This is a genomic window from Azotobacter bryophylli (assembly GCF_042643485.1).
In the GTDB taxonomy this organism is placed as follows: Bacteria; Pseudomonadota; Gammaproteobacteria; order Pseudomonadales; family Pseudomonadaceae; genus Azotobacter; species Azotobacter bryophylli.
In genome coordinates this window covers 468,751-494,551 of record NZ_JBHRSJ010000034.1, presented here as the reverse complement: position 1 = coordinate 494,551, position 25,801 = coordinate 468,751, and the positions used below count along the sequence as shown (strand labels likewise).

Below are 25,801 nucleotides of genomic sequence, written 5' to 3'. Positions count from 1 at the left end.
TCCCGAAAAACTTCCAAAATAGTCGTCACTGGCCTGCCGACCGAGCGCAAGGCTACAGTAGCGCCCCAGTTTTCACGAGCCTGCCCGGATGAAACTCCTTCCCACCACCCTGACAATGCTCGCCTGCCTGCTCGTCCAACCGGCACCTGCCAGCGAACTGCCCTCGCTCGGCGATGCCAGTTCGGCGATCGTTTCTCCCGAGAAGGAGCACCAGCTCGGCCGCGCCTGGCTTTCTCTGTTGCGCGGGCAGGTTCCCCACCTGTCAGATCCTCAGTTGAAGGAGTATGTGGAAACCAGCGTCTACCGTCTGGCCGAAACCAGCGAACTGCAGGACCGCCGGCTGGAGTTCATTCTGCTCAACAGTCCGCAGCTCAACGCCTTTGCAGCACCCGGGGGAATCATCGGGGTGAACGGCGGCCTGTTCCTCTATGCACAGACGGAGGCCGAATACGCCTCGGTGCTCGCCCACGAACTCGCCCACTTGTCGCAGCGCCACTACGCCCGTGGAGTCGAGGCGCAAAAAAGGATGCAGGTGCCATTGATGGCCGCTCTGCTCGCCGGCATCGTCGCCGCGGCAGCCGGCGCCGGAGATGCAGGGATCGCGGCGATCAGCACAACTCAGGCGGCGGCAATCCAGGAGCAGAGGCGCTTTTCCCGGCAGAACGAGGAGGAAGCCGATCGCATCGGCATTCTCAACCTGGAAAGGGCCGGTTACGACCCACGCGCCATGCCCAGCATGTTCGAACGGCTGATGCGTCAATATCGTTTCGATGGAAGACCGCCGGAGTTCCTGCTAACCCACCCGGTCACCGAGTCCCGAATCGCCGACACCCGTAACCGTGCCGAGCAGTACACGGCAGGCGGAAACAGCGACAGCCTGGCTTATCAGCTGATGCGCGCCCGCGTGCAGCTATTGTTCGAACAGACTCCCGGCATGGCGGTGAAACGCTTCCGCGCCATGCTCGACGAGAATCCCAAGCAGGATGCCGCCCGCTACGGCCTGGTCCTGGCCCTGACCAAGAGCGGCCAACTCAACGAAGCACGGGAGAACCTGCAACCACTGCTGGAGAAGTCGCCCAACGACATCCATTACAACCTGGCGGCCGCAGCGCTGGATATCACGGCCAACCGCCTGCCCGAGGCCCAGGCGCGCACTTCGCGCATGCTGGACCTGTACCCGGGAAGCCTGTCACTGAAATTGACCCAGGCGGACCTGCTGCTCAAGCAGAACCGCCCCAAGGATGCCGAGCAAGTGCTCAACGAGCTGGTCAAGGATCGCCCGAACGATCCGGACATCTGGTATCAGGTCGCAGAGACCCGCGGCCTGGCCGGCGACATCATCGGAGTGCACCAGGCGCGGGCCGAGTATTTCGCCCTCGTGGGCGATTACGACCAGGCCATCGAGCAGCTGGACTTCGCCAAGCGCCGCGCTTCCGGCAACTTCCAGATGGCTTCGCGCCTCGACGCCCGCCAGCAGGAGCTGAAGGAAGAGAAGCGGATAATCGAAGACATGCTCCGTTGAGCCCGACCGCCGTCGGCGGTCAGGCGTTGCCGGCCAGCTTCAGGCGAGCGGCCTGGGTGAAGTCCAGCATGCGCTTCAGCGGCTTGACCGCCCGAGGGATCAGGGCAGGGTCGACGAAGATCTCGTTGCTGCCTTCGCGCAGGCTCTGCAGGGTGCGCTCGAGGGTATTCATCGCCATCCATGGGCAATGGGCGCAACTGCGACAGGCGGCCCCGCTCCCGGCCGTCGGCGCCTCGATGAAATGCTTGTCCGGACATAGCTGCTGCATCTTGTAGAAGATGCCGCGGTCGGTGGCGACGATGAAAGTCGGATTGGGCAATGTCTGCGCGGCCTTGATCAGTTGACTGGTTGAACCCACCGCATCGGCCAGCTCGATCACCGCTTCCGGAGACTCCGGGTGCACCAGCACGGCGGCTTCCGGGTACAGAGCCTTCATGTCCTGCAGCTGTCTCGCCTTGAACTCCTCGTGAACGATGCAGGCACCGTCCCAGAGCAGCATGTCCGCCCCGGTTTCGCGCTGGATATAACGGCCCAGATGCTGGTCCGGCGCCCAGAGGATCTTCTCGCCGTTGTCCATCAGACTCTCGACGATCTCCAGGGCGCAACTGGAAGTCACCACCCAGTCGGCCCGCGCCTTGACCGCCGCAGACGTATTGGCATAGACCACCACGGTCCGCTCCGGGTGCTGATCGCAGAAGGCGGAGAATTCCTCCACCGGACAGCCGAGGTCCAGCGAGCAGGTCGCCTCCAAGGTCGGCATCAGGACACGCTTTTCCGGATTGAGGATCTTCGCCGTCTCGCCCATGAACTTGACCCCGGCGACCACCAGGGTCTGTGCCGGATGCTGACTGCCAAAGCGGGCCATCTCCAGGGAGTCGGCAACGCAGCCTCCGGTCTCCTCGGCGAGAGACTGGAGCACGGGATCGCAATAGTAATGCGCCACCAGGACAGCATTCTGCTTTTTCAGCTCGGCGGCGATCTCGCTGCGATAGCGAGCCTCCTCCTCGGCGCTCAGCGGCCGGAGCTGCTTGGCGTCGAGATGAGCCTGGACAAGGAGGCGTTCGGAAATCTGCGTCATGTTCACTAGTCCTAAGGGCGCGGCGGATGATTATATCATCGACAACCTCGCCCTCGGCGAATCCGCCCCGACCGACCAGAGGGCTAGGCGTAACCGGCATCGGTCGGCGTCAGCTTTACCTTCGCCTCAGACGCTTGGCATTGGCGACCGCACACTTGTGCACCGGAGCCAGCCCCTTCCCCAGCACATCCAGCATGGCGGACTGATAGGCCTGCACCGATCTGGCCAGGGCATTTCCGCCGAGCAGGGGATTCCAGCTGAACATGAGCGACAACATCAATTGCTGGTTGGCCTGTAGCATGCGCATCGACATGGCCAACCAGGCTTCGCCGAAGGCGGCTGCCTTCTCGGCCCCCATGAGATAACACTCGTGCCGGTCCCTGGCGCTCGGATTCGCCCCCGCCATGGCCAGACGAGCGAGACGCGCAACGATGACCTGGGGCGCGGCGATGCCCAGCTCCATGGCCTGCTTGGAAAGGAGATTCGTCCTACGGCTGGTGGTCGCTGCCATGAAAACCTCCGAGAGCCTCATAAGCCGGAACCGACTTGGAGAGTCTAGACAGGCCCTGTGTGCCTGCAACTCGCTGCGGCCAGCCGGTGCAAGAGACAAAGAAAGCGGCTGCACAATGGGCAGAAGATCCGGGAAGAGTCGATCTCAGATGACGAAAAGGGCTCGGTAAAAACCGTAGATAAATGAATATTCATCTCATATAGTAAATCATCTCATTAATGCAGTTGTCGGACTGCACCGAGAGACAGCAAGGGCACCATCGCCCCTTCCCCGGCATGCCGGTCTTCCCAGAGAATTCGAAAAAATGGGTGAATCGCCATTCGAGGCTATCAGTCTGCGCCAGCTCGCCGGCTCGCTCCCCGGGCGCCTCCTCGGAATCGGCCTGCTGGTCCTCCTGAGCAGCAATAGCCCGCGGGTACAGGCTCACTCTCTTCAGACCGGTCTACCGAAGGAGTACCGCTCCCATGCCAAGGAGAACCTGCTGGGGGATATGGGGGGATTTCGCGAGTGGCTGTACCGATACGGCGTGAGTCTGAATATCCAGAGCGACGACGAGCTGTGGGTCAACGCCCAGGGCGGAACCCGGCAGCACGAAGCCTACGAGGGCATCGGCACCATCCAGATCGGCATCGATCCGGAAAAGCTCACCGGCATCAAGGGCGGCTGGTTCAACGTCAGCTGGCTCAATATCCGCGGCCGCTCCATCACTCAGGACCGGCTCGCCGACTACAACCCCATCAGCGGTTACGAGGCCTATCGCTCGAATCGACTGCTGGAGCTCTGGTATCAGCAAGGCTTCTGGAATGACCGGCTCAACGTGAAGGTAGGACAACAGGCGCTGGACAACGAATTCCTCCTCAGCGATTACGCCAACCTGTTCCTCAACTCGAACTTCGGCTGGCCCATGGCGCCGTCCATCAATCTGTATGCCGGCGGCCCGTCCTGGCCGCTGGCGTCGCTGGGCGCTCGGGTCAGCTACCAGCCCACCGATCAGCTTTCCTGGCTGTTCGCCGTGGCCGACGACAATCCGCCCGGCCACAGCTTCTACAACGCGAACGATCCCACCAATCAGAGCGTGCATCCACACGGCGACAACTTCAATCTCGGTGGCGGCGCCCTGTTCATCAATGAATTCCAGTACGGCATCAACCCGCAGCCAGACAATCTGAGCGACGACAGTCCTGATCCCGGCCTGCCCGGCACCTACAAGATCGGGGGGATCTACGATACCGGCCAATTTGCCGATCAGCGTTACGACAAGGACGGCAAGCCACTCGCCTCGCCCGACAGCACGGGCACGCCCAAGGAGCACAGGGGCAACTGGATTCTCTACGCCGTCATGGACCAGATGGTCTGGCGGCCCTCCTTGAGCTCCCCGACCTCCGTGGGAGTGTTCGCCCGCATAACCGACAACAGGAGCGACCGCAACGTGGTCGATTTCGCGGCCGATGCGGGCTTCAACCTGAATGCCCCTTTCGAAAGCCGCACGTATGACGCTTTCGGTATCGGCTGGGGCATGGGGCACACGGGGAAACAGGCCAGAGAGGCCGACCGGGATGCCCGCTCGTATTCGAACGATTACTATCCCATTCGACAGAACGAGCACCATATCGAAGTCACCTACAAAGCACAGGTCACCCCCTGGTTCTTCGTCCAGCCCGATTTCCAGTATATCTACCATCCCGGTGGCGGCGGCTTGAACGAGAAGAACGACCACCGGGCACACAACGAAATGCTCTTCGGCGTGCATACCCGCGTCGTGCTCTGAAGAGAGGGCAGAACTCTCCGGTCCGACCAGAGCTGACGCCTGCCCGGTAAGCCCCTGCCTGCCATAAGCGCACCGGTGTTACGATAACCCTATCGCATCAAGCGCCGCCCCTTTCTGCCGAGGCGTTGCCTTAGCCCTGACAGCCCCACGCTCCCTCGGCAGCAACGCACCTCGGCGCATCTCCCACCGCCTGCCGACGCACCGAAGCGAAAGGCCGAGCGCATCGGGCACACGGACCATCACCCCATCGGATTGCAGATCGGATGAGTACAGCGGATACACGACCCACCGCCTCCTGGAGGCAAGATCTAGTGGCCGGGCTCGCCGTAGCCGGACTGCTGCTGCCCGAAGCGGTCGCTTACTCGAGCATCGCCGGTCTTCCGCCGGGCTTCGGCGTGATCGCCCTGCTGGCCGGACTCGCCTGCTACGGCCTGCTGGGCCGCAGCCGCTTCGCCGTCGTCTCGGCCACCTCGTCTTCCGCAGCGGTTCTGGCTGCCGCCACCGCCAGCCTGACACCCGACGATGCTGGACTGAGGTTGGCGTTGGCCAGCGGCCTGGTACTGCTCACCGGACTGTTCTTCCTGGGCGCCGGCTTCGCCCGGATGGGCGCCCTTTCCGCCTTCGTCGCCAAGCCGGTGCTGCGCGGCTTCACCTTCGGCTTGGCGGTGGTCATCATCGTCAAGCAATTGCCGCACCTGCTCGGGGTCACGTCGCCGTTCGACGACATCCTGCGCTTCAGCCTTGCCCTCTACGAGCAATCCAGCCACTGGAATCCACTCAGCGTCGCTCTGGGACTGGGAGCCCTGGGGTTGCTGATGGTGCTCAGACCCTACCGGAGCGTCCCTGGCGCCCTACTGGCCATCGTCCTGGGCATCGCCGCCCAGTCGTGCTGGGGGCTGGACCGCTTCGGCGTCGCGCTGGTCGGCAACATCGATCTCCAGTTCAGGGCGCCCAGCCTGCCAGGACTCTCGAGCAGCGAATGGCTGCGCCTCGGCGAACTGGCCTTCGCCATGCTGTTCGTGCTGTATGCGGAGTCTTACAGCAGCATCCGGAGTTTCGCCCTCAAGCATGGCGACCCGGTTTCCGCCAACCGCGACCTGCTGGCCCTGGGGGTGGCCAACCTGGCCTCCGGCCTGTTCGGCGGCATGCCCGTCGGCGCTGGCTATTCCGCCACTTCGGCCAACGAGGCCGCGGGCGCACGCTCCCGGCTGGCGGCCTGGTTCGCCGCCCTGGTGGTCCTACTGGCAGTCCTGACCCTGCTGCCCTTCGTGGCGCTGACCCCGCTGCCAGTACTGGCCGCCATCGTCATCCACGCCGTCGGGCACAGCCTGAAACCGGGCGAGCTGCGCGTCTATTTCGACTGGCGCCGTGACCGACTGGTCGTCCTGCTGGCGATCACCGGGGTTTTGCTGCTCGGCATCCTGCCGGGCCTGCTGGCGGCGGTCGGCGCCAGCCTGCTGATGACGCTTCGCGAACTCTCGCGCCCCAAGGTGGCGGTGCTCGGCCGTCTCGGCGAGGGGCACGACTTCGTGGATATCCTCGCCCATCCGGAGGCGAAGCCGGTTCCCGGCCTGTTGATCATGCGCCCGGAAAGTCCCTTGTTCTTCGCCAATGCCGAACAGATCCTGTCCATGGTCCAGCAGCGGCTCCAACCCTCGGACGCCCCGGAAGAACACCCCCCGCGGTTCCTGATCCTCAGCCTGGAGGAGTCGCCGGATCTCGACGGCAGCAGCATCGAGTGCCTGCTGGGGCTGGCCCGCTTCGCCCATGCGCGGGGAGTCGGCCTGCTGGTCGCTCGCCTGCACGAGCCGGCCAAGGCCGTACTCGCCCGGGCCAACGCCCCCGAACTGCCCCGTGAATCGCTGATCCACTGGAGCGTGGACGACGCCGTCTCGAGCGCTCTGGCCTCGCTCGGCGCGCCCTCGGCCGAAGCCGGCTTGATCAGCCAACCGCCCTCGACCTCGAGGAGCGGGAAGCACATCGCGCTCCCCTGAAGCCAATTTCTACGGAAGACTGACTGAAGCCGCGAATCGGTCCGGTAGCCGCCCGTCATGCGAGAAGGTACCGGCACGGATCCACCTGCCGACCCGGAGCAAGTGAAGTCCGCCCCAGATGCCCAGCCCAGGACATTTCCTGCCTTGGACAACCAATAAATAAACGAACAATTATCGCGGCTTTACAACACTCAATCTCCGGCAGGAAAACAACCAATCAACTGGCCGATAAAACCGCTTATCCCCGGACAGATCGAACAGAGCAAACACGCGGTCATCATCGTGCCCGCCGGCCTTTCCTCTTACCAACTTCGAATATTTTCATACGGATACCGGCACTCACGTCTTTCGCCGGCAGCGCTTCCAGGCGCCTGTCTTTGCCGAACTATTTCCGTATCGTGCGATACAGATCACAGCACTTTTCCCAAGTTGTAACAAAATGCCATCATGACGTTAAAATCTCGTTAAGACCGCTATCGCACGAAAAGTTACGCCATATATACCGAATCATTCGCCCCCATGAAGGGCCATTCGGGAACGAGGTAGACGAGCGATCGCCGTACTGACTGCGCCAGGTAAATGAATGGTCGTCACCCAAAAGAACAAACCCCAAAGCCGAGGATTCACCCTGGTGGAGCTAATGGTCACCCTGGCGGTGATGAGCATCCTGCTCGGCTTGGCGGCCCCCAGCTTTACCGACCTGATCCGCCGCCAGCGCATGCAGTCGGCCACCGTCGAATGGTTGAGCCTTTCAGCCCTCGCCCGCAACGAAGCGATCAAGACCGGCCATGCGATCAGCATCGCTCCTAGCGACTCCGGTTTTCGCATGCTCGATGCAACCACCAACGAGGTCCTGCGGGAATGGCAGCAGCCCAACGTCGCAACCAACCTGATCGACTTCGCCGACCTGCAGTTCATACCGCCGCTGGGGACACTGAATCGCCCCGAGGCTTGCGTCCGACTCAGCTACAGCGGCGTCGGCGGCTACGAGCGCTTCGTCTATCTCGGCCGCTCCGGTCAGAACCTGGTGTTCATCCCCGACCACGACCAAGTGCCGGCCAAGGTACAAGCCCTATGCGCCGCCTCCTGAGTCCCCTCGCCCGCTCGCAGCGCGGCGTTTCCATGATCGAGGTACTGGTCACCCTGCTGGTGCTGTCCGTCGGCCTGCTCGGTATCGCGGCCCTGCAGGTCCGCACCCTGCAGTTCAATCAGGACGCCTACTACCGCAGCCAGGCGAACGTGCTGCTGTACGACATGGCCGAACGCAGTCGATCCCACCCGGAGCTGGATGCCGGCTTCGCGACCGAAAAAGCCCTCTGGCAACAACAGGTCGCCGATACGCTGCCGGACGGCCAAGGTTCGGCCGAGTGCGATGCCGACCTATGCAACCTGACCGTCAGCTGGCAGGGACGCAGCTTCCTCGACGACTCGACCGCCGCCGACGATGCCCGGGAAAGCCTGCAATTGGCCGTCAAGGTGGGAGTGCTCTGATGGGTATGCGCTTTTCGCAACGAGGTCTGTCGCTGGTCGAACTGATGATAGCGATGGCCATCGGCCTGTTTCTGATACTGGGCGCCACCGAAGTCCTGCTCGCCACCAAGCGCAGCCAGAGCCTGAACGAGGAGCTGGCACGCAGCCAGGAACGCATCCGCTTCACCAAGGAGTGGCTGACCCGCGACCTGCGTCAGCTGGGCTATTCGGGCTGCGGCTCGCGCAACAAGCACTTCGTCGCGCTCGACGAGGACAGCACCGATCTCAGTTTCACCTTCGTCAATATGACCGACCTCGTCGATCCGGACGCCCGGCTTCTCGGCGTTACCGGTTTCGACGGCGACCACCTGCCCTCCGACCTCGGCGGCGTGGCCTCCTGGCGCCCGGACGACGCTCCGGATGGCTATCCCCGCAGCGATATCCTGACCCTGGGCAGCGTCCAGCCGGGTTTGCGCATCATCAGCAAGGACGCCACGGCCAACGCCAATCTTCGCGTGATCGCCGTCGACAGCGATCGCCAATGCAGCTCGGCCAACGGCAATAAATCCACTCCCGCTCCCAGCGGCCTATGCGAGGGCGACCTGCTGATCGCCGCCGATTGCGACCAGGCCGTGCTGTTCGTCGGCACCAACGTCAAGACCGTCAGCGGATGCGGCGCAGACATCGCGAGCTGTACCCAAGTGGTTCACTCCGAGGCCAATACCGGCGGAGCCGGCAATAGCGCCAGCGTGTGGCAGAAGCAGGTCGAGCGCTTCGGCACCGGAGCCGAGCTGATCCGCATCGCCGGAGCGAGCTACTTCGTCGGGCTTTCCGGCCTCACGGGCGAGCCCGCCCTGATGCGCTGCGAGCAGCCCTGTGCCGGCAGCGACCAATGGGAGGAGCTGGTGCCTGGTGTCGAGAATCTGCAGGTCTGGTATCGCCGCGGGAGCGAAAGCGACTTCCTGCGCGCCGACCAGATCACCAGCAGCTCCGATTGGGAGCGCATCACCGCCTTGCGCATCAGCGCCGTGGTGCGCTCGCCGACCTCCGGCGGCGAAGCGGTCAGGCTGGCCTTCGACGGCGAGAGCTGCGAGTCGCCTCTGGCGGACGGCGCCACCCCGCTCAGCTTCGCCGACGGGCGCAACCGGCAGAAGCTCTGCTTCACCGTCGCCTTGCGCAACCGGCTGAAATGAGGAGCGCACGCATGCAACATAGCCAACGAGGCGCAGCCCTGCTGGTCGCCCTGATTCTGCTGCTGATTCTGACGCTCATCGGCGTTTCCGGCATGAATTCGGTCGGTCTGCAGGAACGCATGGCCGGCAGCCTGAGCTTGCGCGCCGACTACTTCGAGGCCGCCGAAGCCGGACTGCGGGATGCCGAGCGCTACCTCAGCGCGGCGGCACTGCCCGCTTTCGCCAACGCCGACGGTCGTTACCGGTTCGAGCGCGACCAGTGCCGCTTCGACACCCTGGCCGATGCCGCGCAGTTCTACGGCCCCTGCTCCAGCATGGCCCTCTCCGCCAGCGGGCTCACCCGCCGCACGGGCGAGAGCTCGGACAGCATCGACGTGCGCTACCTGATCGAACTGCTCGACGGCTCAGGCCTGACCCGCGACAAGGGCCTGGAGCTGGGAGAAATCGAGGAACTGGCGCTCTACCGCATCACCGTGCTGGCCGCGGCCAGGACCGACGGCGATGCCGTGGCCGATCCGATGGTGGTGCTGCAAAGCACCTATCTGCGCTGAAGGAAGACCAAGCGAATGAACATTTCCAGTCGGCTGACGCTGACCCTGGCCGGCCTGCTGTTCGGCGGCCTGTCGGCCCAGGCCGCGGTTTCGATATCGCAGATTCCGTTGAGCAAGAGCGAGACGGTGCCACCGAACGTCGTGCTGCTGATGGATACCTCGGGGAGCATGGCCGACCTGCTGCCCAATTCGAGCGAATCGCGTCTGGACGCCGCCAAGCGGATAGCCAAGGACCTGATCAACAACAACTCCGACAACGTGCGCTTCGGCCTGTTCCGCCTGGATGGCACGCGCACGACCTACCGGGCCGGACGTTACCAGTACCTGGATGATGCCAATTCCTACAACGGAGCCCGGCTGATCCAGCCGGCCGGCGCGAGCGTCCAGAATCTGCTCAGCGGTATCGACAGCCTCACGGCGAACGGCTCGACTCCGGTCGCCGAGGCCCTCTACGAAGTGACTCGCTATTACCGTGGCATGAGTTCGGCCTACCAGAACGGCGTCAGCTACAGCAGCCCCTTGCAATACCGCTGTCAGGCCAACTACACCATCATGCTCACCGACGGCGAGCCGCAATACGACAGCCGCTTCCCCAGCAACGATCCGGATGCATTGACCATGCACGGCCAGAGCCCCGACGAATACGGGACCCGCAACAGCCTGCCGGACTGGGACGGCAAGCACGACACCAACAAGAACGTACGTTTTTCCGACGGCCCGCGTAACGACATCAGCAACGTGGGCGATTACCTGTACGTCGACGATATCGCCTTGTTCGCCTGGGACCTGGACATCGCCGACAGGCTCTCCGCGGACCTGAACAACGACTCCACCCGCGAGCGCCGCCGTCTGCACACCTACACCGTCGGCTTCACCACGGCCCAGCAGATGCTCCAGGATGCCGCCGAGTACGGCCGCGGCCAGTACTACACGGCCGACGATGCCGATCAATTGCAGAGTGCCTTGGGCCAAGCCATCGCGGCCATCAGTAGCCAGAGCGGTGCGGCCGCCTCGACCACCGCCAACTCGAGCTCCCTGGACAGCGGCACGCACTTCTATCAGGCCACCTACGATCCCAAGGACTGGTCCGGGAGCATCCTCGCCCGCCAGGTGAACAGCGATGGCAGTCTCGGTTCTGCCGTGTGGGACACCGGGAGCAGCTTCCCCAGTGCGGCCGGTCGCCATATCTACACGTGGCGCGCAACAGCCGGGAAACAGGGGGGAGTGACCTTCCAACTCGCCAACCTCGATGCGGAAGTGCAGACGGCCCTGGCTGCAGGAGGCGACAGCAGTCTGGCGCAGAAGCGAGTGGATTGGCTGCGCGGCGACCGGAGCAGAGAAGATGGCGTGACCCTGCGCAAGCGCAGCACCCTGATGGGCGACGTGATCAACTCCAACCTGCTGTTCATGGGCGGCGCACAAAGCTATGGCTTTGATCGCCTGGGCAACCTGAACCCAAGCGACAGCGCCGAGGAGCTGGGACAGAGCAGCTATCGCGACTACCTGCAGAAAAAGGCCCAACACGCCCCGGTGCTCTTCGCCGGCGCGAACGACGGCATGCTGCATGCCTTCCATGCGGAAACCGGTCAGGAGCTGTTCGCCTTCATTCCACGCGGGGTTGCCGAGAAGCTCGCGCTCCTGACCAGCCCCGGCTATGGTGGCGGAGCACACCGCTACTATGTCGATGGCGGCCTCAGCCTGTCCGACGTCTACCTCAATGGCCAATGGCACACCTTGCTGGTGGGCAGCCTGGGCGCCGGGGGACGCAGCGTTTTCGCCCTGGACGTCACCGATCCCGAGAACTTCGGCACCGAGGACATCCTCTGGGAATACAGCGACAGCGACCTCGGCCTGACCTTCGGTACGCCGCAGATCGGCCCGCTGGCCAACGGCGACTGGGGGGTGCTGTTCGGCAACGGATACAACAGCGACAGACAGCGCGCCATGCTGTACGTGCTGAGCGCCGGGAGCGGAGCCCTGTTGGCGAAGATCGATAACGGCGATGCGGCCAATCCGGCCGGCAGCGCCAACGGCCTGTCCTCCCCGGCCGCCCTGCCGGATTCCCGGCGCATCATCCAGTCGGCATACGCCGGGGATCTGCTCGGCAACCTATGGAAGTTCGACCTGTCGACCGATACCGCCGCTGGCTGGGGCGTGGCCCTGAAGTCGGGCAACCAACCCAAGCCACTGTTCCAGGCCGGGAACAGCCAGCCCATCACGGCCAAACCGACCATAGGATCGGTCACGAACGCGGAAGGCCAGCTGATCTATTTCGGCACCGGCCGCTATCTCGGCGCCGAGGACAAGGGCGACACGTCCCTGCAGGCTTTCTATGCGGTCTGGGACGACGGCAAGAGCAACGGCAAACCGCTGACGCCGGATGACCTGTACAAGCGGAGCATCAGCCTGATCAGCCAGAACGGCCAAAGCTATCGTCAGGTCGACACGGGCAGATTCACCATCGGCACCGGCCAGGGCCAGTCCCCCGGCTGGTACCTGCCCCTCGTGACCAGCGCCGGAGCCGAGGGCGAGCGCGTGATTTACGAAGCGCGCCTGCGCTACGACCGGGTCATCTTCGTCACCGCCATCCCCACCCTGGATCCCTGCGTGGCCGGCGGCCGGAGCTGGCTGATGGAGCTCGACGCCCAGAGCGGGGCACGCCTGCCCTACTCGGTGTTCGACACCGACGGCGATGGCGACTTCGATGGGAATGACGGACTGGTTTCGGGCATGCCCTTCGATGATGGCATCGTGGGCTCCCCCAGCATCATTTCCGGCGGCAATATCGAATACAAATACATGGGCAGTACGTCGGGCGCGATCAAAGTCGTCAACGAACAGGGCGGATTCGAGTCCGGTCGGCAATCCTGGCTGCAATTGAGGTAGACACATGTTTCTGAACCGCAGAGCCCGGGGCTTCACCCTGATCGAACTGATGGTGGTGGTAGCCATCGTCGGCATTCTCGCCGCCGTGGCCTATCCGTCGTACCAGTCCTATGTGCAGCGCAGCAACAGGGTCGACGCGCAGACGGCGCTGCTCGATGCGGCTCAGCGGCTGGAGCGCTGCTTCAGCCGCAACAACAGCTACCTGAATACGGAGGCTCGCCCCTGCACGGCCGCCCAGCAGCTGGCCCAGGGCGAAAACAGCGCCAAAGGCTTCTATCAACTGATCGCCGAGAATCTGAATGCCACCAGCTTCACCCTGAGGGCCATCCCGGCGCGTGCCCCGCAGACCAGCGACAGTGGCTGTCCGAACATCAGCCTCAATCATCGTGGCCTGCGCACTCCCGCGACCTGCTGGTGAAGTCGGCGCCGTCCCTCTAAAGAACGGCCCGGCTTCCGGCATCCTCTCTCCTCTAGCCCTACGGATCGACGCGCTCGAAGAGCGCCAGATGCAGGGTGTGCAGCAGCGGGAGTCGGGCGAAATCTTCGACCAGACGAAAACCCTCGAGCCGGAAGTAAATCTCCAGCTCCGCCAGCGATGTGGCGTGTTTCTCCGATTTGCGTCCGCCGCGCGCTTCTCGCAAGCGCCGTTTCATCGAGGTGACGGAGAGCGGGCTGAAATAGGACAGAACGACGTAGCGGCCGGCAACCCGGCACAGTTCCCTGATCACCCGGTGACGGATGCACGGCTCGGGAAAATGGTGGAACAGCCGGAAACTGACGACCGTGTCGAAGCCACGATCGGGCACCGACAGATGCTCGATATCCTGCTTCTCGACGCTGCAGCCGAGTCCCTGGGCGGCCAGATTGCTCCGTGCGATATCCAGCATCGCATCGGACAGATCGGCGGCGCTCACGGCATAACCCCGATGCGCCAGATGGGCCGTCACCCGACCGCCGCCGCAGGGAACATCGAGTACGCGATGGTCGCGGGGAATGCTGGCGAAGGCACGATCGATCAGGCGCATTTCGGCAGAGTCCTTGGAGCGATGGCGGCGCTCCTCGTAGCTCAGGGCCGTCTGCTTGTCGTATTTGACGCGACCGCGGTAGGTCGTCGAACTGGAATTAATCAAGGCTGTGCGCTCCGGAGAAATATAATAATTATTTCAAGCTCCGCCATGCTCTCAGGCAGTCATCCCCCACTCTTCTTTTCGAGAGAAGGAGAAGAAACTTCTCTTACAACGCGCAAAGCATTGGCATTACCGAAAAACGATCAATACATAATTAACCGATACTTGAACTTGCCTGACAGCACGCCGCACTACTTCTCTTTGAATATTCCATATCCCGACAAAGTGGGAATAACGTGCCACCCGGCTACAGCGGCACGTACGTGCAGACCAGCACACACAAGCTAGACAAGCACTGGTGAAAAGACCGTCAAGGATCCATCAAGATAACGTCGTTATCGAAACAGCATCGATTCATGATATCAATACAATATTTCAGCAACATGAAAACCAAAGAGCACGTCCAAACTTCAGACAATCCATGAGCAGGAAGTTCAGCGAAGCGCTCCTACGCCCAAACATATTGCAATCCACTGACAATGAACTAATTTTAATTCTCAAAGAAGCGTTCGAGCCGAAACGGGAAAGCAACTTCTACCATGCGCAGGATGAGGCGATGAAACGGCTATACCTCGTTCGACATGCCCAATCGAGCAAAGAGGGGGCCGCCTTTTCCGATCGGGACCGCCCGCTGACCGACCTGGGAAGACGGGCTCTGGAGAAGATGGCCAAGCGACTGGCGAAACGCTCGGTGGAACCCGATCTGATCCTGTCGAGCCCGGCGCTGCGGACTCTGGCCACCGCGGAAGGAATCGCCAAGAAGCTCGATTACGACCTCAAGGCCATCGTGGTGAACGAGCGGCTCTACGCCTGCCAGGCAGACGAGATGCTGGAGATCATCCGGGCCCTGGACGACACACTGAAGCGCGTCATGCTGGTCGGTCACAACCCCCAGTTGTTCGCGATGGCCAATCGCCTATCCCGCAAGATCAAGTGCCTGCCCACCTGCGCCGTCGCCGAATTCAGGTTCGCCATCAAGTCCTGGGCGGAAGTGGGCGAAGAGAAGCCCGAAAAGACCAGGCTCGACTATCCCAAGAAGGCCAAGGGCTAGCCATCCCCCCGCTCACGGCGACATCGCCCCCTGCTTCCTTACTTGCGGCCGGGCTCGTCGACTCCCCCGGCGCCGGCTGGCCGAGCAGGGTTACCGCGGCTCGCAACCGAACGGTAAGATGACGCCGAGGCACTCCCGGCAATGACCGCAGCGTCACCGCCTCTCTTTTTCATTCATTGGGCGCTCTTCTGGAGGAAACGATGATCGTCGACGATCTGATCGAGCACGTCGTGACCTCGGAGTCCCTGCTCTTGGCCTGTAGCGAACGGCTGAAGGCCCGCAGCGACGGCGAAGCGTTGCACGATCTGCGGGTCGCCATCCGCCAGCTGCGCAGCGTATTGCGCCCCCTGCGGGGATTTCCCGGCATCGGCGCCCTGGAAGGCGTCGCAGCCGAGATCGGCCACCGGAGCACGCACCTGCGCGACACGGAAGTCCTGATCCAGGAACTCGATTCCCGCGGGTTCGCGCAGCTGAGCGCAGCCCGCCGGCAGGCCCTGGAGAACAGCTACGATGCCCTCCTGTCCAGCTCCGAATGGCTGCTGCTGCGCAGTTCCCTGGCCGCCTGGCCGGCGATCTGCCGCACGGCGAAGCGGGAGGGCCAACTCAGGGAGCTGCGGCGGCATATCCGCAAGCAACTGGCCAAGCAGCAACGGAAGCTGGGGAAATGCCTGCGCGATCCCGGCCATGACCGGCATCGGCTGCGCGTCCTGATCAAGCGGGTGCGATATGCCGACGAGGTTTACCCCGCCCTGTCCGATCTGCCGGGCAAGGCCCCGAAACGTCTGAAGGCGGCGCAAGCGGCACTCGGCGACTGGCACGACCGCGTGCAATGGCTGAGCCGGGCCGAGCGGGAAGCCGATCTGCAGGCGTTGCGGCCGGCCTGGCAGCAGGCCCTGGCCGAGGCCGAACGGCGCTCGGACGAGGCGCTCGCCCCCTTGCTCAAGGACTTCCCCGCGGCCTGATCCCGGCGCCCCCGCGACTAGATCTCCACCTGGGCTCCCAGCTCGATCACCCGGTTCACCGGCAACTGGAAGTAACGCATGCTGCTGTTGGCGTTCTTCTGCAGGAAGGCGAACAGCGTCTCGCGCCAGTAGGCCATCGCCATGCGCTTGGTCGGAATGAGAGTTTCCCGGCTGAGGAAGAAGGTGGTACGCATCGGGCTGAAGTCCAGATCCTCCAGATGGCTCAGACGCAGGGCTTCCGGCACGTTCGGCTCCTCCATGAAGCCGAAATGCAGGATCACCCGGTAGAAGCCCTCCCCGTAGCTGTCGACCTGGAAGCGCTGCTGCCGCGGCACCCGCGGGCTGTCCTCGGTCTGCACGGTGAGCAGCACGACCCGCTCGTGCAGCACCTGGTTGTGCAGCAGGTTGTGCAGCAGGGCATGCGGTACGGCCTCCGGTCGCGCCGACAGGAACACCGCCGTGCCGTGCACGCGGTGCGGCGGCTGCAGACGCACGCTCTCGATGAAGGCCGGCAGGGGCAAGGCGGTTTCGTCCAGCAGCTGGATGAGGTTCTCCTTGCCGCGCCGCCAGGTGGTCATCAGGACGAAAAGGCCGATGCCGGCGATGACGGGGAAGGCGCCGCCCTGGAAGACCTTCGGCACGTTGGCGGCGAAGAACAGGCTGTCGACGCAGAGGAAACCCAGCAGGACCGGGATCGCCAACCAGCGCGGCACCTTCCACAGCAGCAGGATCACCGTCGCCACCAGCAGGGTGGTGATCAGCATGGTTCCGGTCACCGCGACCCCGTAGGCCGAGGCCAGCGCCCCGGACGAGCCGAAGCCGAGCACCAGCAGCACCACGCCGGCCATCAGCGCCCAGTTCACCAGACCGATGTAGATCTGGCCCTGCTCGGCGCTGGAGGTGTGCTGGATCTGCATGCGCGGCACGTAGCCCAGCTGGATGGCCTGCTGGGTCAGAGAGAACGCGCCCGAGATCACCGCCTGGGAGGCGATGATGGTGGCCAGGGTGGACAGGATGATCATGGGCAGCAGCGCCCAGTTCGGCGCCAGCAGGTAGAAGGGGTTGCGCGCGGCGGCGGGGTCGGCCAGCAGCAGCGCGCCCTGGCCGAAGTAGTTGAGCACCAGCCCCGGCAGCACCAGGGAGAACCAAGCACGGGCGATCGGCCGCCGGCCGAAGTGGCCCATGTCGGCATAGAGCGCCTCGGCGCCGGTCAGCGCCAGCACCACGGCCCCGAGAATGGTCACGCCGAGCCCCGGATGGGTCAGGAAGAAATTCACGGCCCACCAGGGATTCAGCGCCTTCAGCACCTCCGGCCGCTGCAGGATGCCGTGGACGCCGAGCCCGCCCAGCACCAGGAACCAGATCACCATGATCGGACCGAAGAGGATGCCGATACGCGCGGTGCCGTGCTTCTGGATCAGGAACAGGGCGACCAGCACCGCCAGGGCCAGCGGCTTCACCCACTGGCCGACGCCCTTGAAGGCGAGATCCAGCCCCTCGATGGCCGACAGGACCGAGATCGCCGGGGTGATCATGCTGTCGCCGTAGAACAGCGCGGCGCCGAACAGCCCCAGCAGCATCAGCGTCCGGCTCAGGCGGGGATAGGCCGCGGTCGCCCGACGGGCCAGCGTGGTGAGCGCCATCACGCCGCCCTCCCCCTGATTGTCGGCGCGCAGGATGAACAGCACGTACTTGATCGACACCACCCAGATCAGCGACCAGAAGATCATCGACAGGATGCCCAGCACCCCGTCGTGATTGACGGCCACGCCGTAATGGCCGGCGAACACCTCTTTCAGGGTGTACAGCGGGCTGGTGCCGATGTCGCCGTAGACCACGCCGGTGGCCGCGATCAGCAGCCCCAGCCCCGAGGATGCGCGCACCTGATCGTGGGAGGACTGCAGTACGCTGGTTTGACTCATTCGCTCGCTCCTGACGACGGCACGCCCGGCCTGCCTGTCACGCCCCTATCTCCCGCCGGCCGGCTGGTCCGGCAGCAGGCATCGGCACTGCCATGACGGACCGAGCGCGGTGCCAAAAAGACCGCTGCCGGAGCATCCGCTCGGCGGGGATTCGGGGGGCCGACTCATAGGAAAAATGAGACGCCAGTATCACCGGGAACCCGGCGGAGCGGGCGTAAAGAAGCCGTAAAAAATCGAAGCGCAGGCGGAACCCGGCAAACGGCCCTCCGCGGCAAAGCCGCGAAGGCCGGGGAGCGGCGTCAGACCATCGGCGCCACCCCCTCCATCGCTTCGGCCAGCCAGAGTTCGAAATCCAGCGGCGCCAGCGGACGGGAGAACAGGTAGCCCTGGGCCACGGGGTAGCCCTGTTCGCGCAGCATCAGATGCTGGGTCGCGGTTTCCACGCCCTCGGCGACGACGGTGAGATGCAGGCTCTTGCCGATGCCGAGGATGGCGTTGCTCAGGGCGCGGGCGGCCTCGTCGTGGTCGAGGTCGGCGACGAAGCTGCGATCCAGCTTCAGCTCGGAGACCGGCAGGCGGCGCAGATAGCTGAGACTGGAATAGCCCGTGCCGAAGTCGTCCATCGACAGGCGCACCCCCTGGGCATGGACCTCCTCGATGGTCTTCATGGTGCTGGGATTGGTGTCCAGCAGGACGTTCTCGGTCAGCTCCACGGTCAGGTCCTCGGGCATCAGCGCATTGCCCCGCAGGGTATCGGCGATCATCCGGGGCAGGTCGAGATTGTGGAAGCTGGTGGGCGACAGGTTCACCGCGACGGCCGGCACCGCCAACCCCTTGGCGCGCCACGCCGCCAGCTGCCGGCAGGCCTCGCTCAGCGCCCAGCGCCCCAGATCCGCCACCAGACCGCACTCCTCGGCCAGCGGAATGAAGCGCGCCGGGGAAATCTCGCCCAGTTCCGGATGGCGCCAGCGGGCCAGCGCCTCCACGCCATACAGGCGACCGCTGGCCAGCTCGACCTGCGGCTGGTAGTGCAGATGCAACTGCCCTTTGCGCAGGGCTTCCCGCAGGGCGTTTTCCAGCACCAGCCGCTCCTGGGCCAACCGGTTCATTTCGCTGCTGAAGAAGCTGAAGCAGCCGCGACCGCTGCTCTTGGCCTGGTACATCGCCATGTCGGCGCGCTGCAGCAGGGTTTCCATGTCGCGCCCGTCGGAGGGGAACATGGCGATGCCGACGCTGGCGGAGACCGTCAGCACCGTGTTGGCGATCGTCATCGGCTGGGCCAGGAGGGTCTGCAGGCGTTCGACGATGTCGGCGGCGCCGTCCGCGTCGCATTGCGGCAGGACCGCCACGAACTCGTCGCCGGACAGCCGGCCGGCGATGTCCGAAGCGCGCAGCTGGCTCTGCATCCGGTCGGCCGCCTGCCGCAGCAGCTCGTCCCCGGCCGGATGGCCGAGGGAGTCGTTGACCTGCTTGAAGCGATCCAGATCGATGAACAGCACCGCCACCGGCTCCTCCTGGCGGGCCGCCGCGGCGATGGCCTGGTCGGCCTTGGCCTGCAGCAGGCTGCGGTTCGGCATGCCGGTCAGGCCGTCGTAGAAGGCCAGTTGCCGGATGCGCTGGCGGGAGCGTTCGCGCTCCAGCGCCAGGGTGCAGAGATGGGCGCTGGCATCCACCAGCCGCTGATGGAAGGCCAGCGCCGCCTCGGTGCGCGGCTTGCGGAAATAGAACGCGAAGGTGCCGATCACCCGCCCCTGACTGTCGCGGATCGGCGTGGACCAGCAACCGATGAAGCCCAGCGGCAGGACCAGCTGGCGGTAGTCGGCCCACAGCGGATCATGGGCGATGTCGTCGACCCGCACCGTCTGGTTGCGCCAGGCCGCGGTACCGCAGGAGCCGACGGTGGGCCCGATGGGCACCCCGTCCAGCTGCTGGCAATAGTCCTGCGGCAGGCTCGGCGCGGCCAGGGGGCGCAGCCGTCCCTGGTCGTCGACCTCGAGAATGGAAGCGGTGATTTCCGGGGCGATGCGCTCCACCTCCTGGCAGATCAGCTCCAGCACCTCGGTCAGCGGCTGCTCGCGCGCCATCGCCTCCAGCGCCCGGTGCTGCAGCGCCTCGTGCATCTTCGAGCGGGTGATGTCGGTGAGCAGCGTCACCGTGTACGACCAGCGCCCCGCCTCGTCGAAAATGGGGTTGCTGATGATCTTCGCCCAGTAGCGCTGACCGTCCTTGCCGACCACGATTTCTTCCCGCTCCGCGGAATGCCCCTCGCGCAGGGCGGCGTCGTATTCCGCGATGCCGGCATCGGGCAACTGCGGGGCGAGCAGCGCCAAGGCCTGCTCGCCGTGGATCTCCTCGAGGCTCCAGCCGAGCATGCGGCTGAAGCCGGCGTTCACGTAGGCGATGCGCAAGTCGCCGTCGCTGATCATCACCGCCGTGTCGCTGGCGTCGGCCACCAGCGACAGCCGCTGCAGATGCTCCTGCTGGGCCCGCTCGAGCAGCAGGCGCTCGCTGATGTCGGTGGCGATCTTCAGCACCTGCAATACCCGCCCCGCCCCGTCCAGCACCGGGGTATAGGTCGCCTCCAGCCAGCAACTGCTACCGTCGCTGCGCATCCGCTCGGCCAACCCGGAATGGGCCTCGCCGCCGCGCAGACGCGCCCAGAAGTCGCCGTAATCGTCGCTGTTCGCGTAGGCGGGCAGGCAGAAACTGCTGTGATGGCGGCCCAGCGCCTCCTCGCGGGTGAAGCCGAACAGGGACAGGTAATTGTCGTTGGCATGGATCAAGGTGCCGTCCGGCTCGAATTCGGCGATGGCCATCACTCGACTGAGTGCGGCCAGCTGTGCCAGCGGCGATATGGCCGACCCGGCTCCTTCGGTCATTCTCATTTCCTCGCAGGTTGGAGCCCGAAAAGCGGCCCGCTTCAAAGGCGATAGGGTGGGTGTTCGAAGGACGCGAGCGGAACGCTCTTGGCCGGCGCGTCGCAACACCGACCGAAGCGTCGGTGCGTACCCCTGCCGGGCAGAGGCACTGCACCGGGCGCAGCAGAGCTGGAACGCTCGTACCACTTCCGATGATCGGTACCTTGATATCGGCAGCGCGCCGCTCTTCTTGAGGCGTGATGGGGGGACGTCGCCTCGCCGGGGCGCACCCGGCGGCCATCCGCCGCCCTTCTCAGCCCCGTTCGCCCCTCGCCGCCGAGCGCACCCGGAGCCCGTCGAGCAGAACAAAGGCCAGCAGGCTCGCGCCCATCACCGGCAGGCAGAGGCCGAGGACCGTGGCGCCGGCCAGGATGCCGAGCCGCATCGGCCCCGGCAGCCGCCGCAGGGTTCGCCAGAGCCCCGCGGCAGCGCCCCGCCCCGGCCGGCGGCGCCACCACATCCGGTAGCCCCAGCCCGCCATCAGCAGCAATCCGCAGCCGACGCCGGCCAGCAGCAGCTGGTTGGCCAGGCCGAACAGCACGCCCATGTGCGCATCGATGCCCCAGCGGGTGAGCTTGGCCGCGAGGGGGTAATCGGCGAAGTCGACCCGGTCGGTGACGGTCAGGCGGACGGGGTCCACCGCGACCGCATCGACCTGGGTCGGCCAGCCACGGTCGATCTCGCTCACCGTCCAGGCCCTGCCGGCGGCCGTGGCCGGCACGATCTCCAGCTTCCCGGCGTCGATGCCGGCCGCACGGGCCGCCGCCAGCACCGCATCGAACAGCGCCGGCTCGGCCGGGAGCGCAGCCGCGGACGGCGCCGTGCCGTGATGGGCATGCTCGTCGTGGGCGCCGGCGGCGGACGTCGAAGCGGACAGCGCCGTCGACAGCGCGGGCGTCGCCCAGCCGAACTCGGCGCGCAGCAGGCCGATACGGCTGCCGGCCCACTTCGACCAGGTCAGCCCGGTCGCCGAGAAGAACAGCAGCCCGAGCAGCAGCCCCAGGCCGAGGCGGCGGTGCCAGCGGGCCGCGAAGCCAGACGGCGCCGCTCCGCCGCGACGCGTCAGCCACAGCAGCAGGCCGCCGACGGCCGCGACCCAGAGCCAGGAGGCGGCCAGCTCGCTGTACAGCCGCCCCCATTCCCCCAGCAGCAGGCTGCGGTGGAGCCGGTCGATCCAGGTCCGCAGCGGCAGCACGCCGCTGGTGCCGTAGACCGGCAGGTCGCCGCGGATCTCGCCGCTCACCGGATCGACGAACAGGGCGCGGTGCTCGGAGGGGCCGGCTCCCGCCTGGGCGAACATCACCCGGGTGGTGAAGCCGGGCGCGGGCGCCGGACGCACCGCCGCCAGGCGCGCCGCCTCGCCGATGCGCGCCCGGGCCGCCTCGATCTGCCAGGCCAGCGGCAGCGCCGGTCCCCGGCTCGCGGCGAACAGCTCGCCGGCATAGAGGCGCTCCTCGAGCTGCGGGGTCAGGGCGTAGAGCACCCCGCTGAGGGCGGCGACGACGAGGAACGGCCCGACGAACAGGCCGATGTAGCCATGCAGCCGGAACAGCAGCGGAGCCAGGTGGCCGCGGGCGGAGCGGACCGAGGAAGGATTCGACATGATGACCTGCCTGCTGAAGGGGAAAGGAGCCGGCCGCGACCGGCTCGGGAGTGGCTCAGAAATCCAGCGTCATGCCGGCGTACAGTGCCCGCCGGTCGCCGGGGGCGTGCAGGGCCTGGGTCCCGTCGTACCAGACGTATTCGTAATAGCGGTCAGCCAGGTTCTTCACCTGCAGGTCCACGGCGAGGCTGGAGGTCAGCTGATAGGTCGCGCCGACGTTGACCAGCGTGTAGCCGCCGTACTTGCCCTGGGTGTTCTCCCGCTCCAGGTAGTAGTCGCTCTGGCCGTTCAGCCAGCCGCTCAGCTGCAGCTTCGGCGTGGCCTGGTGGCTCAGCCCGGCGGAATAGAGCTGCGTGGGCACGTGATCGATCTGCTTGCCCTTGCTCGCCGGCAGCGCCGGGTCGGGCTTCTCGATGCGCGAGTGCTGCCAGGAGTAGGCCAGCCAGAGGTCGGTGTCGCGCGGCAGGTGCAGGTTGAGCTGCAGGTCGTAGCCCCAGCGCTTGGTCTTGCCGACGTTCTCCGAATCCCCGCCCGGGTCGTTGAGCTTGCGCCGCACCTCGTCCGAAGCCACCTGTTCCCAGTAGGCGACGCGGCCGTCCAGCCAGCGGACCGGTTTGAACTTGATGCCGGTCTCCCAGCCGTCGTTGATCGAGGGCGCCAGGTCCGTGGTGCGCGGCGGCACCTTGTAGGCCGAGGCGCCGGTGCCGACCTGGAAGGTGCGTCCCCAGTTGGCGTACAGGCTGGCGAGCCGCCAGGGCGAATAGACGACGCTGATCTTCGGCTGCTTGATCAGCCCGTAGTCGTTGACGTCGTAGCGATTGCCGGTGAGGCCGTCCCTGAGGCTGCCGAAGATCCGGTCGATGCGGTAGGCGGGAACGATCTTCAGCGACTCCACCGGCTTGAGCACCAGCTGCGCATAGGCGCCGTAGATGTCGAAGTCGAAACGCTGATCGCGGGTCTGCTTCTGCTTGACCCGCGCCTGGGTGGTCCAGCGCTTGCTGGAGTTCTCCTGGCGTTCCATGTCGAGGCCGCCTTCCAGGGCGAAGTCGTTCAGCAGGCCGATCTCCGGGCGCCAGGTCAGCGAGGTCCGCGCCCCGTAGTGGGTTTCCCCGGTGCTGCGCTGCTGCTGCGAGACGCTCTGGGAGTACCGGACCCAGCGGTCGTCGTCGAGACGGTTCAGGTAGCTCTTGGTCGACCAGGACAGATCCGGCGTCAGTTCGCTGTCCAGATGCAGGCTGAGCTGGGTCATGGCGCGCCGGCCCTGGTCGTGGTCGGACAGGTCGTAGGACAGGCGCGGCGAGCGGTGCGCGTCGTCCCGCAGCAGGTAGCCCGGCTCCTTGGCGTCGGCCTGGTAGTGCCGGGCGATCAGGCCGATCCGGTGGCGCCCGTCGTCCGGGCTGTAGAACCACTTGCCGGAGAGCGTGTAGCGGTCCATGTCGGCGTGGTCGCGGTAGCCGTCGCTGCGCTGGTAGCCGACGAAGAAGTTCTGCGTCCAGCGCTCGCTCTCGAAGCCCTTGGCCAGTTGGCCCTCGAGCGTGTCGAAGCTGCCGTAGCGCACTCGTGCCTTGCCGTAGTCGCCCCCGGTGCGGGTCACCACGTTGGCGTTGCCGGCGATGTTGTGCAGGCCGTAACGGGGATCGTTGGTGCCACGCACGACCTCGATGCTGTCGATCTCCAGCGGGAAGATCATGTCGAGATACGGCATGTTGCCGTCGTTGCTGTTGCTGGGAATCCCGTCGATCAGCAGCTTGACGGCGTTGATCTCGCCCTCCCCGTTGAAGCCGCGCATGGAGATCTTGCCCGAGCTGGTGCCCTGGCCGAACTGGGTGATCTCCACCCCCGGCGCGCGGTTGAACAGCTCCCAGCTATAGGTGACCGGCTGCTTCTCGATGATGTCGGCGCCGAGGATATCCACCGAGCTGAGCACGCTGGCGGTGGACAGCGGGCCGCTCTGGCGGGAGCTCACGGTGACGGCGCCCAGGGACATGGCCGACTCGGCCCGGTCTTCGGCCTGGGCCATGGAACAGCAGAGCGCCCAGCCCGAGGCCAGCAGGCAGGGCAGGCGCGAAGCGGAGAGGCTGCGACCTCTCCTGTACGACGAAAAAGACATCTGTACCCCTCGATGGATCGGGACGAAACAGTCGCCCGAACCCGGCCGCCCGATGCGCCCGACAGGCGCGGGCACGGCAACCGGCGGCAGCGGTCGCTGCCGCCGCAGGCGGACGGGTCGGGGCCGGTGAAAGCCGGTCGCGTCGGGACCGGACCACGGGCGGCTTACGCGGAGGGGGAAGCGCGGGGGTTAAGACTGGGCCATTGCCGGCGCGGAGACAGCGCCGCCGGCGGCGGTTGCGGCAACGTCGCCAGATGCGCCAGGAGACGGGAAGCGATCGGCGGCGGCGCGGCGGGCGGCAGCGCGGGCAGCGACACCGCGGACACCCCGCAGCAGCAATGCTGCATCAGCGCATGGTGGGTCGCGTCCGGGTGATCGTGATCGGCATGCTCGGCATGGGAAAACTGCTCGTCCCCGCCCCGGACCGACGCTTCGGCGCTGCCGCAATAACCGCCCCAGCCCATCAGCCGCTTGGTCTGCACCGGCATGCTGCCGGACGCGGGCATCAGCAGCAGGTGCAGCAGCAAGGCCAGGCAGGCGATCCAGGCAGGGATCGGACGGTGTGGACGCATGTGACAGCCGTGTCGTCTCGAGGGTTGCGGGCAGTCCGGCAGGAGAACGCCGGTCCGGTGGCGAGTCGTGCAGACTAGCGGAAAGCGCAGCGGCCGCCCAGCGCGGAGCGCGGCTGCGGCCGGCGTTTTTTTTTCGCGTCGCAGCTGCTAGCCTTTGCCCGTCCGACTTTAGGCAAGCCTTCCGTATGCGCCGCTGGATCACCATCCTTCTTCTGGTTCTGCTACCGATGCAGCTCGGCTGGGCCGCGCTGGGCAGCTATTGCCAGCACGAGGGCGGCAAACATACGAAGCACCTCGGTCACCACTCCCACCAGCACAAGCCGAGTGCGACAAGCGAGGACGACCCCGCCGATCCCCAGACCGGCAAGAGCCAGCATGGCGACTGCAACGCCTGCTTCTCCGCGAGCATCACCCCGCTCCTCGGCGAACTGTCGCTGCTCGTGGCCACTACCGACTCGCCCGGAGCGACCGGCTTCCAGGCCCATCCCCTGTTCCGCCCCGCCTCCCCGCCCGATCGCCCCGACTGGGCTCGCCTCGCCTGATCGGCGAGGGCCTATTTCCCT

20 protein-coding genes are annotated in these 25,801 nt (G+C 65.5%); 12 read left to right on the top strand and 8 right to left on the bottom strand.

Annotated features, from left to right (window positions below; genetic code table 11):
• Window positions 1-88: 88 nt before the first annotated feature.
• Window positions 89-1,522 (top strand): M48 family metalloprotease, encoded by a 1,434-nt coding sequence (locus tag ACFOJE_RS18375; RefSeq protein WP_377816168.1) that lies wholly within the window; start codon window positions 89-91, stop codon window positions 1,520-1,522.
• Window positions 1,523-1,541: 19 nt separating this feature from the next.
• On the opposite strand, the gene nadA is transcribed toward ACFOJE_RS18375, so the two are convergent.
• Together nadA and ACFOJE_RS18365 are read right to left on the bottom strand one after the other, a co-directional pair.
• Window positions 1,542-2,600, bottom strand: coding sequence for a quinolinate synthase NadA (gene nadA / locus ACFOJE_RS18370; protein ID WP_377816167.1), 1,059 nt, complete (start codon window positions 2,598-2,600; stop codon window positions 1,542-1,544).
• Window positions 2,601-2,715: 115 nt separating this feature from the next.
• On the bottom strand, window positions 2,716-3,111 hold the full coding sequence (locus ACFOJE_RS18365) for a polyhydroxyalkanoate granule-associated phasin (protein ID WP_377816166.1): 396 nt from the start codon (window positions 3,109-3,111) through the stop codon (window positions 2,716-2,718).
• Between the two features lie 304 nt (window positions 3,112-3,415).
• Between ACFOJE_RS18365 and ACFOJE_RS18360 the strand changes: the two genes are divergently transcribed.
• The 8 genes from ACFOJE_RS18360 (at window position 3,416) to ACFOJE_RS18325 (ending at window position 13,391) form a co-directional block, all read left to right on the top strand.
• Window positions 3,416-4,879 carry a carbohydrate porin gene (locus ACFOJE_RS18360; RefSeq protein WP_377816165.1) on the top strand — a complete coding sequence of 488 codons (1,464 nt, stop codon included), beginning with the start codon at window positions 3,416-3,418 and terminating at the stop codon, window positions 4,877-4,879.
• 263 nt (window positions 4,880-5,142) lie between these two features.
• Entirely contained in the window at window positions 5,143-6,873 is a 1,731-nt protein-coding gene (locus tag ACFOJE_RS18355) for a SulP family inorganic anion transporter (RefSeq protein ID WP_377816164.1), read from the top strand.
• Window positions 6,874-7,456: 583 nt separating this feature from the next.
• Window positions 7,457-7,963, top strand: coding sequence for a pilus assembly FimT family protein (locus tag ACFOJE_RS18350; RefSeq protein ID WP_377816163.1), 507 nt, complete (start codon window positions 7,457-7,459; stop codon window positions 7,961-7,963).
• The gene (gene pilV / locus ACFOJE_RS18345; RefSeq protein ID WP_377816162.1) at window positions 7,948-8,364 is read left to right on the top strand and encodes a type IV pilus modification protein PilV; all 417 of its coding nucleotides are present in this window, start codon (window positions 7,948-7,950) and stop codon (window positions 8,362-8,364) included. Before ACFOJE_RS18350 ends, pilV begins: the two co-directional genes overlap by 16 nt.
• A complete protein-coding gene (locus ACFOJE_RS18340; RefSeq protein WP_377816161.1) occupies window positions 8,364-9,536 on the top strand; it encodes a PilW family protein in 1,173 nt (390 codons plus the stop codon). Before pilV ends, ACFOJE_RS18340 begins: the two co-directional genes overlap by 1 nt.
• An 11-nt stretch (window positions 9,537-9,547) precedes the next feature.
• Window positions 9,548-10,087 (top strand): pilus assembly PilX family protein, encoded by a 540-nt coding sequence (locus tag ACFOJE_RS18335; protein WP_377816160.1) that lies wholly within the window; start codon window positions 9,548-9,550, stop codon window positions 10,085-10,087.
• 15 nt (window positions 10,088-10,102) lie between these two features.
• Window positions 10,103-12,973, top strand: coding sequence for a PilC/PilY family type IV pilus protein (locus tag ACFOJE_RS18330; RefSeq protein ID WP_377816159.1), 2,871 nt, complete (start codon window positions 10,103-10,105; stop codon window positions 12,971-12,973).
• 4 nt (window positions 12,974-12,977) lie between these two features.
• Entirely contained in the window at window positions 12,978-13,391 is a 414-nt protein-coding gene (locus ACFOJE_RS18325; protein ID WP_377816158.1) for a type IV pilin protein, read from the top strand.
• A gap of 58 nt (window positions 13,392-13,449) precedes the next feature.
• Here ACFOJE_RS18325 and ACFOJE_RS18320 read toward each other — a convergent pair whose 3' ends face one another.
• Window positions 13,450-13,998, bottom strand: coding sequence for a class I SAM-dependent methyltransferase (locus ACFOJE_RS18320; protein WP_377816157.1), 549 nt, complete (start codon window positions 13,996-13,998; stop codon window positions 13,450-13,452).
• 523 nt (window positions 13,999-14,521) lie between these two features.
• On the opposite strand from ACFOJE_RS18320, the gene ACFOJE_RS18315 reads away from it, so the two are divergent.
• Window positions 14,522-15,151, top strand: a complete 630-nt coding sequence (locus ACFOJE_RS18315) for a SixA phosphatase family protein (protein WP_377816156.1) — start codon at window positions 14,522-14,524, stop codon at window positions 15,149-15,151.
• 200 nt (window positions 15,152-15,351) lie between these two features.
• Window positions 15,352-16,113, top strand: coding sequence for a CHAD domain-containing protein (locus tag ACFOJE_RS18310; RefSeq protein ID WP_377816155.1), 762 nt, complete (start codon window positions 15,352-15,354; stop codon window positions 16,111-16,113).
• Window positions 16,114-16,130: 17 nt separating this feature from the next.
• On the opposite strand, the gene ACFOJE_RS18305 is transcribed toward ACFOJE_RS18310, so the two are convergent.
• From ACFOJE_RS18305 to ACFOJE_RS18285, 5 genes are all read right to left on the bottom strand, one after another.
• Window positions 16,131-18,035, bottom strand: coding sequence for a potassium transporter Kup (locus ACFOJE_RS18305; RefSeq protein ID WP_377816153.1), 1,905 nt, complete (start codon window positions 18,033-18,035; stop codon window positions 16,131-16,133).
• Window positions 18,036-18,334: 299 nt separating this feature from the next.
• Window positions 18,335-20,914 carry a sensor domain-containing protein gene (locus ACFOJE_RS18300; protein ID WP_377816152.1) on the bottom strand — a complete coding sequence of 860 codons (2,580 nt, stop codon included), beginning with the start codon at window positions 20,912-20,914 and terminating at the stop codon, window positions 18,335-18,337.
• 292 nt (window positions 20,915-21,206) lie between these two features.
• Window positions 21,207-22,556: a PepSY-associated TM helix domain-containing protein gene (locus ACFOJE_RS18295; RefSeq protein WP_377816151.1), complete on the bottom strand. Its 1,350-nt coding sequence runs from the start codon at window positions 22,554-22,556 to the stop codon at window positions 21,207-21,209.
• A 55-nt stretch (window positions 22,557-22,611) separates the two neighbouring features.
• Complete coding sequence (locus tag ACFOJE_RS18290; protein ID WP_377816344.1) at window positions 22,612-24,576, bottom strand: TonB-dependent receptor; 1,965 nt, start codon at window positions 24,574-24,576, stop codon at window positions 22,612-22,614.
• A 254-nt stretch (window positions 24,577-24,830) separates the two neighbouring features.
• Complete coding sequence (locus ACFOJE_RS18285) at window positions 24,831-25,238, bottom strand: DUF2946 family protein (RefSeq protein ID WP_377816149.1); 408 nt, start codon at window positions 25,236-25,238, stop codon at window positions 24,831-24,833.
• Window positions 25,239-25,423: 185 nt separating this feature from the next.
• Between ACFOJE_RS18285 and ACFOJE_RS18280 the strand changes: the two genes are divergently transcribed.
• Entirely contained in the window at window positions 25,424-25,780 is a 357-nt protein-coding gene (locus tag ACFOJE_RS18280) for a DUF2946 domain-containing protein (protein WP_377816148.1), read from the top strand.
• The last annotated feature ends 21 nt before the right edge of the window (window positions 25,781-25,801 follow it).

Bases quoted from the DNA above. Each gene is read 5' to 3' on its own strand.
- ACFOJE_RS18295 (WP_377816151.1), bottom strand. From the start codon at position 22,556: ATGTCGAATCCTTCCTCGGTCCGCTCCGCCCGCGGCCACCTGGCTCCG.
- ACFOJE_RS18375 (WP_377816168.1), top strand. From the start codon at position 89: ATGAAACTCCTTCCCACCACCCTGACAATGCTCGCCTGCCTGCTCGTC.
- ACFOJE_RS18355 (WP_377816164.1), top strand. From the start codon at position 5,143: ATGAGTACAGCGGATACACGACCCACCGCCTCCTGGAGGCAAGATCTA.
- pilV (WP_377816162.1), top strand. From the start codon at position 7,948: ATGCGCCGCCTCCTGAGTCCCCTCGCCCGCTCGCAGCGCGGCGTTTCC.
- ACFOJE_RS18285 (WP_377816149.1), bottom strand. From the start codon at position 25,238: ATGCGTCCACACCGTCCGATCCCTGCCTGGATCGCCTGCCTGGCCTTG.
- ACFOJE_RS18360 (WP_377816165.1), top strand. From the start codon at position 3,416: ATGGGTGAATCGCCATTCGAGGCTATCAGTCTGCGCCAGCTCGCCGGC.
- ACFOJE_RS18280 (WP_377816148.1), top strand. From the start codon at position 25,424: ATGCGCCGCTGGATCACCATCCTTCTTCTGGTTCTGCTACCGATGCAG.
- nadA (WP_377816167.1), bottom strand. From the start codon at position 2,600: ATGACGCAGATTTCCGAACGCCTCCTTGTCCAGGCTCATCTCGACGCC.
- ACFOJE_RS18315 (WP_377816156.1), top strand. From the start codon at position 14,522: ATGAGCAGGAAGTTCAGCGAAGCGCTCCTACGCCCAAACATATTGCAA.
- ACFOJE_RS18305 (WP_377816153.1), bottom strand. From the start codon at position 18,035: ATGAGTCAAACCAGCGTACTGCAGTCCTCCCACGATCAGGTGCGCGCA.
- ACFOJE_RS18300 (WP_377816152.1), bottom strand. From the start codon at position 20,914: ATGACCGAAGGAGCCGGGTCGGCCATATCGCCGCTGGCACAGCTGGCC.
- ACFOJE_RS18310 (WP_377816155.1), top strand. From the start codon at position 15,352: ATGATCGTCGACGATCTGATCGAGCACGTCGTGACCTCGGAGTCCCTG.
- ACFOJE_RS18340 (WP_377816161.1), top strand. From the start codon at position 8,364: ATGGGTATGCGCTTTTCGCAACGAGGTCTGTCGCTGGTCGAACTGATG.
- ACFOJE_RS18335 (WP_377816160.1), top strand. From the start codon at position 9,548: ATGCAACATAGCCAACGAGGCGCAGCCCTGCTGGTCGCCCTGATTCTG.
- ACFOJE_RS18365 (WP_377816166.1), bottom strand. From the start codon at position 3,111: ATGGCAGCGACCACCAGCCGTAGGACGAATCTCCTTTCCAAGCAGGCC.
- ACFOJE_RS18325 (WP_377816158.1), top strand. From the start codon at position 12,978: ATGTTTCTGAACCGCAGAGCCCGGGGCTTCACCCTGATCGAACTGATG.
- ACFOJE_RS18320 (WP_377816157.1), bottom strand. From the start codon at position 13,998: ATGCGCCTGATCGATCGTGCCTTCGCCAGCATTCCCCGCGACCATCGC.
- ACFOJE_RS18330 (WP_377816159.1), top strand. From the start codon at position 10,103: ATGAACATTTCCAGTCGGCTGACGCTGACCCTGGCCGGCCTGCTGTTC.
- ACFOJE_RS18290 (WP_377816344.1), bottom strand. From the start codon at position 24,576: ATGGCCCAGGCCGAAGACCGGGCCGAGTCGGCCATGTCCCTGGGCGCC.
- ACFOJE_RS18350 (WP_377816163.1), top strand. From the start codon at position 7,457: ATGGTCGTCACCCAAAAGAACAAACCCCAAAGCCGAGGATTCACCCTG.